12 protein-coding genes are annotated in these 13,902 nt (G+C 57.3%); 5 read left to right on the top strand and 7 right to left on the bottom strand.

Features of this window, described 5'->3' with window-relative positions:
* From gspL to gspN, 3 genes are read left to right on the top strand one after another with little or no spacing between them, the layout of a single operon-like run.
* Positions 1 to 1,314, top strand: a complete 1,314-nt coding sequence (gspL, locus tag FY034_RS05430; RefSeq protein ID WP_265554339.1) for a type II secretion system protein GspL — start codon at positions 1 to 3, stop codon at positions 1,312 to 1,314.
* Complete coding sequence (locus FY034_RS05425; protein ID WP_265554338.1) at positions 1,311 to 1,862, top strand: general secretion pathway protein GspM; 552 nt, start codon at positions 1,311 to 1,313, stop codon at positions 1,860 to 1,862. The genes gspL and FY034_RS05425 overlap by 4 nt, the downstream gene beginning before the upstream one ends.
* Entirely contained in the window at positions 1,859 to 2,710 is an 852-nt protein-coding gene (gspN, locus tag FY034_RS05420; RefSeq protein ID WP_265554337.1) for a type II secretion system protein GspN, read from the top strand. The genes FY034_RS05425 and gspN overlap by 4 nt, the downstream gene beginning before the upstream one ends.
* A gap of 5 nt (positions 2,711 to 2,715) precedes the next feature.
* On the opposite strand, the gene FY034_RS05415 is transcribed toward gspN, so the two are convergent.
* From FY034_RS05415 to FY034_RS05390, 6 genes are all read right to left on the bottom strand, one after another.
* Positions 2,716 to 3,531, bottom strand: coding sequence for a hypothetical protein (locus FY034_RS05415; protein WP_265554336.1), 816 nt, complete (start codon positions 3,529 to 3,531; stop codon positions 2,716 to 2,718).
* A gap of 99 nt (positions 3,532 to 3,630) precedes the next feature.
* Positions 3,631 to 4,551: a DUF2275 domain-containing protein gene (locus tag FY034_RS05410; RefSeq protein WP_265554334.1), complete on the bottom strand. Its 921-nt coding sequence runs from the start codon at positions 4,549 to 4,551 to the stop codon at positions 3,631 to 3,633.
* Positions 4,548 to 5,144, bottom strand: coding sequence for an RNA polymerase sigma factor (locus tag FY034_RS05405; protein ID WP_265554333.1), 597 nt, complete (start codon positions 5,142 to 5,144; stop codon positions 4,548 to 4,550). The genes FY034_RS05410 and FY034_RS05405 overlap by 4 nt, the downstream gene beginning before the upstream one ends.
* Before the next feature lie 122 nt (positions 5,145 to 5,266).
* A complete protein-coding gene (locus FY034_RS05400; RefSeq protein WP_265554332.1) occupies positions 5,267 to 6,175 on the bottom strand; it encodes a hypothetical protein in 909 nt (302 codons plus the stop codon).
* A gap of 45 nt (positions 6,176 to 6,220) precedes the next feature.
* A complete protein-coding gene (locus FY034_RS05395) occupies positions 6,221 to 7,429 on the bottom strand; it encodes an S-layer homology domain-containing protein (RefSeq protein WP_265554331.1) in 1,209 nt (402 codons plus the stop codon).
* Positions 7,430 to 7,537: 108 nt separating this feature from the next.
* A complete protein-coding gene (locus FY034_RS05390) occupies positions 7,538 to 8,449 on the bottom strand; it encodes an ROK family protein (protein WP_265554330.1) in 912 nt (303 codons plus the stop codon).
* Positions 8,450 to 8,692: 243 nt separating this feature from the next.
* On the opposite strand from FY034_RS05390, the gene FY034_RS05385 reads away from it, so the two are divergent.
* Both FY034_RS05385 and FY034_RS05380 read left to right on the top strand, forming a co-directional pair.
* Positions 8,693 to 10,951: an NADP-dependent malic enzyme gene (locus FY034_RS05385; protein ID WP_265554329.1), complete on the top strand. Its 2,259-nt coding sequence runs from the start codon at positions 8,693 to 8,695 to the stop codon at positions 10,949 to 10,951.
* A 162-nt stretch (positions 10,952 to 11,113) separates the two neighbouring features.
* Positions 11,114 to 11,791, top strand: coding sequence for a hypothetical protein (locus tag FY034_RS05380; protein ID WP_265554328.1), 678 nt, complete (start codon positions 11,114 to 11,116; stop codon positions 11,789 to 11,791).
* A gap of 101 nt (positions 11,792 to 11,892) precedes the next feature.
* Here FY034_RS05380 and FY034_RS05375 read toward each other — a convergent pair whose 3' ends face one another.
* Entirely contained in the window at positions 11,893 to 13,743 is a 1,851-nt protein-coding gene (locus tag FY034_RS05375; RefSeq protein ID WP_265554327.1) for a tetratricopeptide repeat protein, read from the bottom strand.
* Positions 13,744 to 13,902: the final 159 nt, after the last annotated feature.

Raw genomic sequence — 13,902 nt, 5'->3', positions numbered from 1 at the left:
ATGATCATACATGTCATCCAACTGCATGAATCCGGCTTTACCATTGGCAGATTCCGTCATGCCGGCAGGGAGCTGGTGCCGCTTACCGGCATCCAGCACCAGACCGAGAACCGGGAAGAACTGGTCAGCAGGCTAAGGGACACCCTGGCTGCGGTTACCAAGGGAGAAACCAGGACCATCCTGTCCGTGCCCCCCCGCCTGCTGAATCTGCGCGAACTGCAGCTTCCCATTACAGAGCGTGCAAAAATCCAGGCTGTCCTGCCGTTTGAACTGGCAGGAGAAACCGCCCAGGATGATGCAACCATTGTCTGTGATGCGGTGGCACTGGCAGGGGGAGGCCAGTTGGCCGGCTGGGCAGCACAGGGGCAGATTGCGGATCTGATCGACACCCTGACTGAGGCAGGGGCTGAACCGGAGATCGTCACCGTCTCCTGTCTGAACTGGAATCTGCTGCTGCCGCCCGACTCCGCCGAGACCGTGGCAATCTGCGACAGCAGCGCCGTCGCCGTCTGCCGCCAGGGTCAGCTGCTGTTCTGCAGAACCTTGACCGGCAACAGCGACGACCTTGAGCGGACGCTTGCCACGCTGGAGCTGACCCGCAACCTGCAGGTAGACCGGGTCCTGCTGCTTGACCCGCTGTTGCTGCCCCTTGCCGCAACCTCAGAGCGTACTATCGAACCTTTTCCCCTGCCGGATGCATTGAAGACACCGGTATCGCAGGACGGGCTGGCCCCGCTGGCCCTGGCAGCCCCCTTTGCCGCAGCGTTGGCGGTCTGTTTCGGAGAGCCGTTTAATCTGCGCACCGGTCCCTTGGCCTGGAAGCAGAAAAACAAGCGTTTGCTGAGAACGATCCGTCTGCCGCTGATACTGGCCTGTGTCGCTGCCGTTCTGCTCCTTGCAGAGGCAGGTACCCGCTGGTATCTGCTTGCACGGGATATCGCATCACTGAACAGTTCCATCGGCAAGATCTACCGGGAGAGTTTCCCGAAACGGAAGAAGGCGGTGGACGAGGCAGCTGAGCTGAAGGCCGAAATACGCCGGCTTGAAGGCAACAGCCTCAGCCCGGTCATCTTGCCGTTCCTGCGTCTGCTGACTGAACAGAAGAGCGCCGAGATCAACGGATTCAGCGAAATCGACTATGACGGAACCCGTTTCAAGGTCAAAGGCGACGGCAGAACCAGTGCCGCCATCAGCACCTTGCGGCAAAAGCTGGTGACGGCCGGATGGCAGGTGGAACAGCCGGAGATCACCAGCCGCCCGGATGGGACGGTCCTCTTCCAGCTGAAAGGGACCCGCGGAGGAACAAAGCCATGACACTATTTACCAAAATCATGGAGCAGATATCGGCACTGGATGCGGAAATCAGGCGCCTGGTGATCATTGCCCTTTCCATTGTGCTGCTCTTTTTTGTCTGTTACGGCTTGCTGGAAAACCACCTGGCAACCCTGGAACGCAAACTGGCCTCCCGTGAGCTGACCTTAAAGGAGCTGATGACCCTGCAGCAGCGTTACCGGGAGATCTCCGGAGAAGCCCAGCGCCTGACAAACCGGTTGGCAACGGTGACCACGGAGGACAGTCCGGCAGCCATCATTGAACAGAGCGGCATTGTCGCCAAGGCAGGCATTCAGACCAAACCGCTGCCCAAGCAGGAGAAAAACGGTTCATTGGAAGACAGCTCCGAGATAACACTTTCAGGCCTGAGCCTGAATGAGACGGTCAACCTGCTGCACCGGCTGGAGTACGGCACGAAACCGGTTGCCATCCGTAAGGCACTTTTGCGAACCCGTTTCAGCGATCCGGCAAAGCTCGATCTCACCCTGACCGTAGGACTCTTGCGACCGGCACCGACAGAGCGTCGATGAACCTTTTCCTGCGCCTCATAGGCGGCTTTGCCGCCGCCCTGGCAGGCCTGTTACTGGTCATGATGCTGGCGGTCTGGTTTATTTCCGATCGTTCCCTTGATCAGGCACTCCGCGAGCGCCTGGAGCCGCAAGGGCTCACCCTGCAGGCCAGAAACCTGCGGACGACCATTCCCTTTGCACTGGCGGCAGACCAGCTGACCATCGGCGATCTGAACGGGGCATGGCTTACCGTTGAGCAGTTCCGTCTGCGCCTGCAGCTGCTCCCGCTGCTGACCGGCAGGGTCAGGCTGAGTCTGAGCGGCCAGAGCGGCTCCGGTTCATTGCGCGGCTCGTTCAGCGTCTACCCGCTCAAAAAACGTTCGGGAAGCATCCGTATCGCAGGACTGGAACTGGCCAGCATCCCGCTGCTCACCTCAAAACTGGGGGGGCAGCTGCGTGGCACGGCACGGCTGGATCTCGACTTTGCCACCCAGCAGAACGGCCTGCTTGCCGGAACCGCCAAACTGCAGATAGCGGCTCTGGGGCTCAAGGGTGCCAGTATTGCCGGCATGTCACTGCCTGATCTGACGGTGCAGGAGGCACGCGGACTGGTTACCACCAGCGGTCCCCGCATCACCGTTGACAGCCTGGCAATGCAGGGCGACGGCATCTACCTGCGCCTGACCGGCAGCACCAGTATCACCCCGAACGCCCCGCTCAACCTCAGTCTGCAACTGATGCCGACCGCTGAATTCCTTGAACGGCAGAAATCCATCTTCCTGTTGATGATGCTCTACCAGACAGCACCGGGCAGTTACACCCTGCCGATCAGCGGAACCATTGCATCACCGCAACTGGCAGGCAGGTAGCCGGACTACTCCCGCCCGTACGGCGGCGGTGCATAGCCGCCGTTGTCCCACAACCGGTTCTGTCCCTTGGGAGAGGGCCGGCCACAGCTGATGACCCCCCGTTTGCAAAGCGTGCTGCGCCACTCATACTTGATATACAGGGTCTCCACTGCCCGACGTTCCGGTTCGAAGGCCACAGTCCGGGACGGTGCATACTCACTCCGGCCGTAACCGGTACCTGCGGATAGCTCCATCATTTCCGCCTTTGCAGATGGTGCTGCAGCGGATTTCCTGCGTTCGGGCACAGCTGAAGGGGCGGCAGCAGACGGTATCCCCTCGGAGCTCTGGCTGCGGTACTGCACAGGTGGCTCATAGTGCTGCAGCTCCGGGTAGACCGCCACCGCAATTACTCCCATGGCGCTCTGGTCCCCAAAGGAGGCGGCATAGGAGTCATGCACATCGGTAAAATAGAAACGGTTGATCCGGTCCTGAGCCGTACGCCACCCGGCGTATTCGTACTGCTCGTACGGTTCCAGGATATACATCCGCTCGCTGTTCTTCAGCCACGACTTCTGGCCGGATACGATGTTGCGGCCATCCACCGCAATCACCACCCCGACCCGCCGGTTCAGCCTGTTGCGGACGGCAATCCTGTAGTGATCACCCTTGATCGCCTCGGCATAGACCTTTCTTGCTGGATAACGGGCGGAGACCGGGTACAGCGTCAGTTCCGAACCGGAGTCGGACAGTATCCGCATCTCAACGTTCTCCCCGACGCTGCCTGCCCAGACCTGCACGGCACTGACCGTGATTGCCAGAATAACGGCTAGAATGGTTTTCATGACTTCCTCCTGTAGCACGTGATTGGCCTTTAGCGGGCCTTTGCACGGTTAGACAGGAGGTGAGGGGGAAAAGTTCCCGGGACATGTTATTTTTTCAACCTACCAGATTATCTGCACCTGTAGCCACGCATCGCGGGGCAGTTCTCCGGATGGACGCTCACTGATCCGTCCCAGCCGCGCAAGCCGCTCAAACAGTTCTGGCAGACGGCTGCCCTGAATCCGGATCAGGACAGTTCTGTTGCGGCGTTCAAGCAGCTCCCCGCCCAGACTCCGCACCAGCTCCCACAGTTGGTCGGAAACCGCTGCCGGGTCACTGGCCACCAGACCTACACGCAGTGGAGACGGCATCGCCGCATCAAGGCGGCTGTCGCCCCTCTCGGCCTTGCGTTTGGCAGCCATCCCGCGTTCAGCCGCAGGGGCCGGAGCTCCGGCAGACGGCTCATAGCCGGTTGCCGGAGGCGCAGATTCCACAGCTGATCTGGACTGTTCAGGTGATGCGGCACGTTCGGGCACCGGTGCCGGCGCAAAACCGGAATCAGCCTGAGAGCGCTGCGCAGGAGCTGGCGCTGTCTGCGGCACAACGGGAGGAGCTGCAGCCGGTTCAGTCCCGCGGGAGACTTGGGGCGCGGCTTTTCTGTCGGCCTCTGACACGGTCCGGGGCCGCTGCTGCGAACGTTCGACATCCTGCATGACATACCAGGCAGTGGCACAGATCAGCACCAGGGCCAGCGCCTCCAAGGGCAGCTTGACCTGCAGCGGCAGAAACAGACGGGCAAACCAGCCGTTCCGGGGGACCGCCTCTTCCCGGATCTGTGCCATAATGCGCGGAGCCAGCCAGGACGGCGGTTCCAGCTCAGCCGTGCTGCGTATGGCCTGTACCACGGCCTGTAGCTGCCCCAACTCCCTGCGGCAGGACTCACATTCAGCCAGATGCTGTTCCAGCACGGTCCGGTCCACCTCTGTCAGCTCCCCCCCGGCCAGAGCCGGAAGCATGCTGCGTAGTTCTTCGTGGGTTTTCATGGTTGTGACATACCTTTGGTGACGCAGTCCCTGACCGCCTCGCGGGCCCGAAACAGGCGCGACTTCACCGTCCCTTCCCGCAATCCCAGCACCTGCCCCACTTCCTCATAGGGCAGCTCCCTCATATCACGCAGCACCAGCACTTCACGAAAGCCCTGGTCCAAGGCCCTGATGCACCGTTCCAGCAGTTCCCTCAACTGGGAGCGCTCCAGCAGTTCCACAGCAGACGGCTGTTCCGAGGCGACCTGCAGCCCCCTCCCCTGCCCCACCCCCTCAGGCAGGTCAAGTGATTCCTCACGGCCACGCTTCTGCCGGTTCTGCTGCCAGCGGGTACGGGCCTGATTAACGGCAATGCTGGTCAGCCAGGTTGAAAGACTGGCGTCACCGCGGAAATCCCTGAGTTTGCGCCAGGCAGCCAGAAACGTTTCCTGAACAATTTCAGCGGCGTCGGCCTCATTAGCGCTGATCCTGCAGGCCACATTGTACAGGCTGCGCTGATAGCGCAGCACCAGCTGTTCAAAGGCGCGGGTATCGCCGTTGCGGCAGGCAGACAACAGCCCTGCCTCATCACTGTTCTGCACTGAAGCACTCACCGGATATGACATCTCCCTGACCGGAAAAGTTCCGGCAAAAATCAACTAAAAAAGCCCCGCAACATGTCGTTACGGGGCTTTGGGTTCGCTGCATCATGCCACTGACACGAAAGAGCTGCTCGCTACTTCAGGACAAAGGCGACCCGCGCATCAGCCATAAAGCCGTTGTTCTGGTTGGCGCTGAAAATCTGCAGGGCAACATCATTGCTCACCTGCAGATCAGACGGGCTGACCGTACCGGAGGCCTTCACCACCAGCGGGTTGTTGACGCCACGCTTGCGCAGGGCGGCACGGGCCTTGTCCACACTGTTGGTGTATTCGCCGCAACCCTGCTCAACCAGTACCTTCTGGCTGATCTTGGCCGGATCGTAAAGCACCTCACCCTTGGGGTTAAAGATCCGGTTGATCAGCGCCGGACGGAAGGAATACGCAGTGGCATCGATGATCAGACCGTCAAAGGCCTGGGCAACCGGTGCCGGGGCAGGAACGTCAGCAGGCGGTGTATAGACCGGTTTCTCAACCTGTTGCTTGATTTTGGGCTCGGTCAGGACCTTTTCGTACATCATGGCGGCAAAGCTGCCCGGACCATTGATGCCTACCCGCAAAATAACCAGGGCGGTCTCCTCTTCGGCATTCCAGTCTTTTACCACCGGATGAAAGCCCTTGATAAAGGTGTTCACTGAAGACCTGATCACATCAGACTCAAGCTCTGCATCCCTGACCGTTGTCTCGCCGGTAATGGAGACCCCTTTCAGCAGTTCTGCCAAGGCCCGCTGGGCAGCCACTTCGGCAGCCCTGAGGGCCGTCAACCGTTTCTGGCCGCCGGTGGTCCCCTTCTTCGGCACCCCTTCTCCCACCACCAGGATCGCATCCTGCTTGAACGCCTGCTCTACCGTCACCGTGACGGTTATCTTTTCTTTCCTGATGTACTCACGGGCCATCTTGTAGTTTTTCAGGTCCACTTCATCTGCCTGGGCCAGTCCTGCAAAACCCATCAGGGCCACTGCTGCCAGTATGATGCTCTTTTTCATTGAAACTTCCTCCTTGTCAGATTACGTACCAGGTAAGGGTGTAGACTAATAGATATTGATTTTTTGCTGCAGCATCCGGATGGCAAGAATCGCCTCGGCGCCGTCAACCGGCTCGTTAAAACGGAACTCACCGGACAGTTCTCCCTCCATAATCCCACGGCTGGTCATGTTCATGACAGCGTTGTAGAAGGGAGAGGTTGCCTTGACGTCCGGGAAGGGCGAACGTTCCTGGCCGAAATAGGCGGTGGCCAGCTTTTCATCGCCGGTCAGCTTGATCAGCACATCTTCAAGGATAAAGGCCATCTCACCACGCAACACCTTGTCTTCCGGTTTAAAAAGATAGGCCTTGGTGGTCTGGTCAAACTTGGGCTCAAGCCCGCGTACCTTCCATTTCATGATGGTGTTGACTTCATCGAGGAACGGATGGGACAACAGGTCTGCCGGTGTAAATTCGGCTTTCATGGCATCCAGTTGTGATTTGACCGGGATACGTCCGGCGAACAGCTTGTCGATCTTCATCTCATCAACCAGCAGGGCGGCCAGATCGCCACGGGACACCGCTTCCTTTACCGCGACCTTGCGGCCAACGTCGCCAACGGTGATCCCCCCCATGGCCCGCACAATCTTTGCAGTCTTTTTCCAGGCCTTGTCGGCAGGTTCATTCCACTTGCCCATCTTACGGCTGTCCAGGGTCTCACGGAACTTATCCTCCGCCTTGCGGAACTGATATCCTTCCAGGTAGGCCAGCCCCATGAAATAGGCAGCAGCCTCCTTGCCCTGATAATAGTCCAGCCGCCGTTCATCCAGCTTCTCAAGGGACTGTGCCGCACGGTAGGCCGCTTCGGCCCGGTCAAGCCAATCTTTGCCCTTTACCGCAGTTGCCGTTCTCAGCACAGCCAGCTGGTACTCAAAACGGTCATTGTCGGTTTCTGCAAGCTTCAGGGCTTTCTCAAGGTACTCCTCGACACGAGCCACCTCTACGCCACGATAGCTGACGTCATTCATCCCTTTGGCCTTCAGGGCTGCCACAATGGCCTTGCCGCCATAGGCCGCTGAAAAATTCTCCTCACAATAGAGCGCCCGATCAAATTTTTCCTGGGCCACCTCAGTTTTACCGGCCTCAAGCGCCTCCATACCACGCAGATAATGATGTGCCGGATTGTCTTCCGGTGCCGTACAACGGGCTACCTGTTTAGCGCAGCCCCCTGCCAGCACAACCAGTGTCAACGCCAGGAACAACCAGATTCGTTTCATACGTAACCCCCTGAATATGCTTTAGTAACCAGTCAAACAAGATAGTATGCCTGAAAGGATACCATCATTTAGCTGAAAGTAAACTCCCCGGCAAAAAAAACAGATTGTCTAGCACCTCTTCCCCGCAGCCAGCAACGCCCCTCCCACAAGTCCGGCATCATCCCCCAGTGCTGCCTGACAGAGCTTCAACGCTGCCACCATCTGGGGGAAGGCACGCTGTTTGAGTGTTTGCAGCACGGCAGGGGCAAACAGATCAAAGCTGGCCGCCACACCACCGCCGATGATAATCCCTTCGAGATTCAGGGTATTGACCAGACCGGCAAGGGCGGTCCCCAACCAGTAACCGATGGTTTCGAATGCAGCACAGGCACCGGGGTCGCCCTCCCCGGCCAGCAGGGCCAGGGTTTCCGGTGTCTTACCCTGGCCATATCGGGACAGGGCCGCTGCCGACACATACTGTTCCAGACAACCGCGGTTACCGCAGGGGCAGGGAATCCCTTCCGGGGCAACGGTCAGATGTCCGAATTCAGCGGCAAAGCCATCAGCACCTGTCCAGAGTTTACCGTCAAGTATCAAACCGCTTCCCAATCCGGTCCCAATGGTTATCACCGCCAGCGAGCGCATGCCTTGTCCGGCACCTGCCCAGGCCTCACCCAGGGCGATCAGGTTGGCATCATTGGCAGATAGTACCGGTATTCCCAGCCGGCCCTCCAGTGAACGGGACAGATTCATCCCCTCCAGCGGCCGCAGGTTTACGGATGAATGGATGACACCATCGCTTCCGATCAGACCGGGCACACCAACACCGACACCACTGACCTGCAGACCGGAAACGCGGGCATCAGCGATCAGACGGTCAATTTCCTCTGTCAGGCGCCCCAGGAAAGAATCTGCCCCGCCCTCAATGGCACTCTTCGACCTGAAGCGGGCTATCACCTCGCCCCCCGGCCGCACCAGCGCACCACGCAGGTTTGTCCCCCCGATATCAATGCCGATATAGCCGGCTGCCGCATCAATCACCGATAACTCCTGGACATGCAAGATAGCGATTCACGTTCGGATTGGTATAATACGGTACTCGTGTAGTCATCTCAACTCTTACCGCGCAGAAATAGAATATTTTTTTATTCAGAACTGATAGCGCTTGACAGCCCCAGGCAAGGGGCATATATGTCTTTAGTCAGAATAAACACAAACCAGTGTAATCAGGACTAAATCAACCATTTTTTTATCCCTACTAAATTATTTGGAGGAATGTCGACCATGGCAAAAATCAAGGACGCTCTTGAGTATCATTCAATGGGTCGTAAAGGAAAGATTGAGGTTATCTCAACCAAACCCTGTCAAACCGCAGCAGACCTCTCGCTGGCCTATTCGCCGGGTGTGGCAGAGCCCTGCCTGGCAATAGAAAAAAATCCGGATGATGCCTACAAGTACACCGCCAAAGGAAACCTGGTGGCCGTTGTCTCCAACGGTACTGCCGTCCTGGGCCTTGGTAACCTGGGGGCACTGGCCGGTAAGCCGGTCATGGAAGGGAAAGGGGTTCTTTTCAAGCGTTTTGCCGATATCGACGTCTTTGATATCGAACTTGACACCGAAAATCCGGATGAGATCATCAAGGCCTGCCAGCTGCTGGAGCCGACCTTTGGCGGTATCAACCTGGAAGATATCAAGGCCCCGGAATGTTTCTACATTGAGGAAGAGCTGAAAAAGACCATGAAGATCCCGGTCTTCCATGATGACCAGCATGGCACCGCCATCATTTCATCGGCAGCCCTGATTAACGCACTTGAGCTGGTTGGCAAGAATATTGAGGATATCAGGATCGTGGTGAACGGTGCCGGCGCTTCTGCCAACTCCTGCGCCAAGCTGGCGATTGCCCTGGGGGTCAAGCCGAACAACATGATCATGTGTGACACCAAGGGGGTCATCTACAAGGGCCGCAAGGAAGGCATGAACCCCTACAAGGAGCTCTTTGCCGCCGAGACACCTTTCCGCACCCTGGAGGAGGCCGCCAAAGGGGCCGACGTCCTGTTCGGCCTTTCCGCCAAAGGGGCCTTCACTGCCGACATGGTGCGCAGCATGGCGCCCAATCCGATCATCTTCGCCATGGCCAACCCGGACCCGGAGATCACCCCCGATGAGGCCCGCGCTGCCAGAGGTGATGTGATCATTGCCACCGGCCGCTCAGACTATCCCAACCAGGTTAACAACGTGCTGGGCTTTCCCTTTATCTTCCGCGGCGCCCTGGATGTGCGGGCCAGCTGTATCAATGAGGAGATGAAGCTGGCAGCGGTCAAGGCCCTGGCCAAGCTGGCCCGTGAAGAGGTGCCCGATTCGGTCAGCAAGGCCTATGGCAACCTCAAGTTTTCATTCGGCAGGGAGTACATCATCCCCAAGCCGTTTGATCCGCGGGTGCTGCTGCATGTTGCGCCGGCCATTGCCCAGGCGGCCATGGACAGCGGTGTTGCCCGGCAACCGATCGAGGATATGGAAAAGTACATCGAACACCTCGAATCGACCCAGGGCAAGTCAAAAGAGATCATGCGCTACATCATCAACAAGGCCAAGACCGACCCGAAACGGGTGGCCTTCCCTGAAGGTGACAACGAGAAGATGCTGCGCGCAGCCCAGATTCTGGTGGATGAAGGGATTGCCAAGCCGATCCTGATCGGCAACAGCATAAAAATCCGCAATAAAATCGACGAACTGGGACTTAATCTGGACGACGTGCAGATCGTTGACACCGAACATTCAAAATTTACCGAGCCCTATGCCCAGGAACTCTACCGGCTGAGACAGCGCAAAGGGATCACCGAGACCGAGGCGGGACGGATCATCCGCCGTAAATCCCGCAACCATTTCGGCGCCATGATGGTCAGAATGGGCGATGCCGATGCCATGCTGTCCGGTATTGATGCCCACTACCCCGAAACCATCCGCCCGGCACTGGAAGTTGTCGGAAAACAGCCGAATCTGACCTCGGTGCACGGCATGTACATGATGGTCTTCAAGAAGGGTGTCTATTTCATGGCCGATACCACGGTTGAAATCGACCCGTCTGCTGAAGAACTGGCTGAAACAGCCATCCTGGCCGCGCAAAACGTCAAGGTGTTTGATATTGACCCACGGGTGGCCATGCTCTCCTTCTCAAACTTTGGCTCAGTCCGTCACCCGCTCTCAGACAAGGTGCGGCGTGCCGTCGAGATCGTCAAGGAGCGGGAGCCCGACCTGATTATCGACGGCGAGATGCAGGCCGATACGGCAGTGGTACAGGAACTGCTGGATCACTTCAAATTCTCCAAGCTGAAGAACACGGCCAATGTCCTGATCTTCCCGGACCTCAACTCAGGCAACATCGCCTATAAACTGTTGGCCCGCCTGGGGGGGGCTGAGGCGATCGGACCGATCCTGATGGGGATGCAGAAGCCGGTCCATGTCCTCCAACGGGGTGATGACGTCAGTGACATCGTCAACATGGCTGCCATCGCCGTCGTTGATGCACAGGGCCGCAACAGCTGACAGATCTGCAGTCCGTATGACGGAGTATTCCGTCATACGGACTGTCCCAGCAGCAGATTCCCCTGGCCTCCAAACAATCTTTTGACATTCAGCAATGCCTATCGTAACGTATACAGTATACTCTTCAATTTCTGCCGCATTGTACTGTCAGGAGGATTAAGCATGCTTCGTCTCCCGAAAGGCACCCCTCTTTTTGAAAATCTTGATGCCGCTGAACTACAACTGGACGCCATCATCACCAAACTTGCCCACGGTTGCTTCACCGGCTATGCCAGTCTGAGCTTTCCAGCGGCAGTCGGCATCCTGGTGTTTGAATCAGGCAAGCTGGTCAGCATCATCTTCGAAAACAATCAGGGGGTACGCCTGAATGGCTTTGAAGGTATGACCGCACTGGCAGAGCAGATGCTTGAGAGCAACAGTAGCAGGCTTAACGTTTACCGGCTTTCCGACGATCTTACCATGTGTATTCATGCCCTGCTGCAGGGCGAGGCCCGTTACCGCGCCCAGGAACTTGCACTGATTGACATCAAGGTCTTGCTGGAGCGGGTCAAGAATGAACAGATGAACTGCTGCCTCCGGATCTATACCCAGGACCGCTCTGCCATGATTTTTTACAAAGAGGGCAATCCGCTGGGTTTTTTCCATGACGGCTCCCATGAGATTGAAGCCTCACCCGGTGACTCGCAACAGCTTGCCCAGGACCCTGCCGCCAAGATAGATCTCTATACCACGGTGAGTGCCAATGAACTGATGGGGCATGACCTGCTGGAGATGATCAATGTTGCCAATGTCTGGAAAACAGCCGTCAGCCGCCACCAGAGCAAGACAGGCGGTGCATGAATAACCCCTCAGACCAGGCCGCAGCGCAAAAGAGCCCTGCCACGTCATTGTGGCAGGGCTCTTTATCATTCCGCTTGGAAAAACATCTTTCAAAAGGGGAACTATTTCAATTCAAAATCCAGCAGTTCATCTTCACTGAAGTCAAGCCCGCCGACACTCTTCCCTTCTGAAGCATCATGCAGACGTGCTGAGACGTCACGGTAGGCGGGATTTATCCGCTCAACCTCCTCCAGGAATGCCCAGGCCTCATCGTTTTTGCCCAAAACAGTCAGGGTCAATGCCAGTTCATATTTAAGCGCGCAGCTATCCTCAGCAGAAAGCGAGGGTAACGCAAGCAATGCACGCAGCGCATTCTCTGCCAGCAGCAGCTCACCCTTATCCCTGAGACAGGCCCCCTGCAGAATCAGACAGGAGACACGGCGTTCAGGGTCTTCTGCTGCCTGACGCAGGGCGTTGATCGCCTCATCATAGAGTCCCATCTCATGGAAGGCCAAGCCCAGGTCGTACTGGGACTGGGCATCGTTGTTTTCCAAGCCGGCACCAAAACGGACCTTGCCGGTCTCGGTCTGGATGTTGTCAAAAATGTCGTTAACGGTTTCAAACCAGGTATCTGCAGGTGCAGCGGCAGCACCGCCAAGATCTTCGTCCAGCTCAACCTCAATCTCGTAAAAATCCGCTTCAAGTGAGGCCTTGGCATCGCTGAAGTCACTGATATCCAGCTCACGCGGCCCCGTGCCATGGGTTGGCTCCGGCGTGCCCGCAGTTTCAATCGCCCCGGCAGTCTGCAGCTCCAGTTCGATCTCAGGCTCCACCTCCGGCAGCAGTTCTTCCAACTCCACAGCAGCCGGTTCTTCTTCAACAGATACCGCAGCTGCCGGCTGCCCTCCCCCCAGGCCTGCCAGTGAGCCAATCTTGGCGGCAAAGGAAGCGGCCTCTTCACTCAGTCCTGCAGCCTCACATGCCCGGGCACAGCCTTTCAGAATCCGGATATTGATCGGCACCAGATCGTTCAGGGCCAGATAGAATTCACGCAGTGTTCCCGCAGCGCCGGCAGCAATGAAAAGCTGTTCACTCTCATCCATAAGGGTCAATGCAGCGGCGGTGTCCTGTTCGTCCAGCAGGACACGGATCAACTGCTCACGGGGAAACAGCTCTGAGGGGAAAAATCTGATAAAATGCTGACAGACCGTCTTGAGGCGGGTAGCATTTTCAAGCGAACGGTATGCCTGTACCAACAGCCGCCAAGCAGACAGCTGCTGTGGATTGGCCTTGATCAGTACCTGCAACAGTGCAGCCGCCTGCTCTGCACCGCCATCAGTGATCTTTTGCTCAATAACCGAACAGGTAAAGTCTCCCTTGTCCGGGAAAAGCTGGGAAAGGCGCCCCGCAAGGCGGGAAAAGGCAGTATCATCCCTTCGCTCCACCAGCAGCAGTCCAAGCGACCTGAATGCCTCCAGCGCTTCATCGAGCCGCCTCTGTTGAAACAGCACTTCAGCGTACTTCAGCTTGATATTGGGGTTATGGGCATCTATCCGCTGCATGGCCTCAAGTGCTTTTAAGGCCTCACCATGATTCTGCAGCCGCTCAAAATAATCATACGCCCGTTTATATTCAGACAGCGCATTGGCGGAAAGGCCATGTTTTTCGTTCAGCCCCGCCAACGTCAGGGCAATGGCGATGTCGTCCGGAAACAGCTTCTCTATCTGCTTGTAGACCGCAATGGCCTTCATGTAAAAACCGTTTGCAGTCAGGTTTTTACCAATGGTTTCGAGTTCTTTACGTGCCTCATCAGCACGCCGAGACTTGGCAAGCAGTTCAGCAAGGCGTTGGCGCACCCTCAGGTCAGCAGGATCCGCCGCCAAGACCTCCTGGTAGCAGGTGATAGCCTTGTCGGCCTGCCCTTTTTGCAGCAGCTTCTGGGCATCTGCGAGTAATTTGTCCTTTTTGCTCACCTAAAACACCCCTTGGATAGTGGGACATGACAAAACGTGCCACAATTGCGTAAACATAGCTGCATCACCCAGTAGTGTCAAGCCGTATATCTCTAATTTTACATATAGTTACACTGTCAGTCAGTGTCTGATAATCCTTTGACAGAGCCCGGTAAATAC

The sequence above is a fragment of the Trichlorobacter lovleyi genome (genome assembly GCF_015239775.1).
In the GTDB taxonomy this organism is placed as follows: domain Bacteria; phylum Desulfobacterota; class Desulfuromonadia; order Geobacterales; family Pseudopelobacteraceae; genus Trichlorobacter; species Trichlorobacter lovleyi_B.
This window is presented reverse-complemented; position numbering and strand designations above follow the sequence as displayed.

Bases quoted from the DNA above. Each gene is read 5' to 3' on its own strand.
- gspL (WP_265554339.1), top strand. From the start codon at position 1: ATGATCATACATGTCATCCAACTGCATGAATCCGGCTTTACCATTGGC.
- FY034_RS05425 (WP_265554338.1), top strand. From the start codon at position 1,311: ATGACACTATTTACCAAAATCATGGAGCAGATATCGGCACTGGATGCG.
- gspN (WP_265554337.1), top strand. From the start codon at position 1,859: ATGAACCTTTTCCTGCGCCTCATAGGCGGCTTTGCCGCCGCCCTGGCA.
- FY034_RS05415 (WP_265554336.1), bottom strand. From the start codon at position 3,531: ATGAAAACCATTCTAGCCGTTATTCTGGCAATCACGGTCAGTGCCGTG.
- FY034_RS05410 (WP_265554334.1), bottom strand. From the start codon at position 4,551: ATGAAAACCCACGAAGAACTACGCAGCATGCTTCCGGCTCTGGCCGGG.
- FY034_RS05400 (WP_265554332.1), bottom strand. From the start codon at position 6,175: ATGAAAAAGAGCATCATACTGGCAGCAGTGGCCCTGATGGGTTTTGCA.
- FY034_RS05395 (WP_265554331.1), bottom strand. From the start codon at position 7,429: ATGAAACGAATCTGGTTGTTCCTGGCGTTGACACTGGTTGTGCTGGCA.
- FY034_RS05385 (WP_265554329.1), top strand. From the start codon at position 8,693: ATGGCAAAAATCAAGGACGCTCTTGAGTATCATTCAATGGGTCGTAAA.
- FY034_RS05380 (WP_265554328.1), top strand. From the start codon at position 11,114: ATGCTTCGTCTCCCGAAAGGCACCCCTCTTTTTGAAAATCTTGATGCC.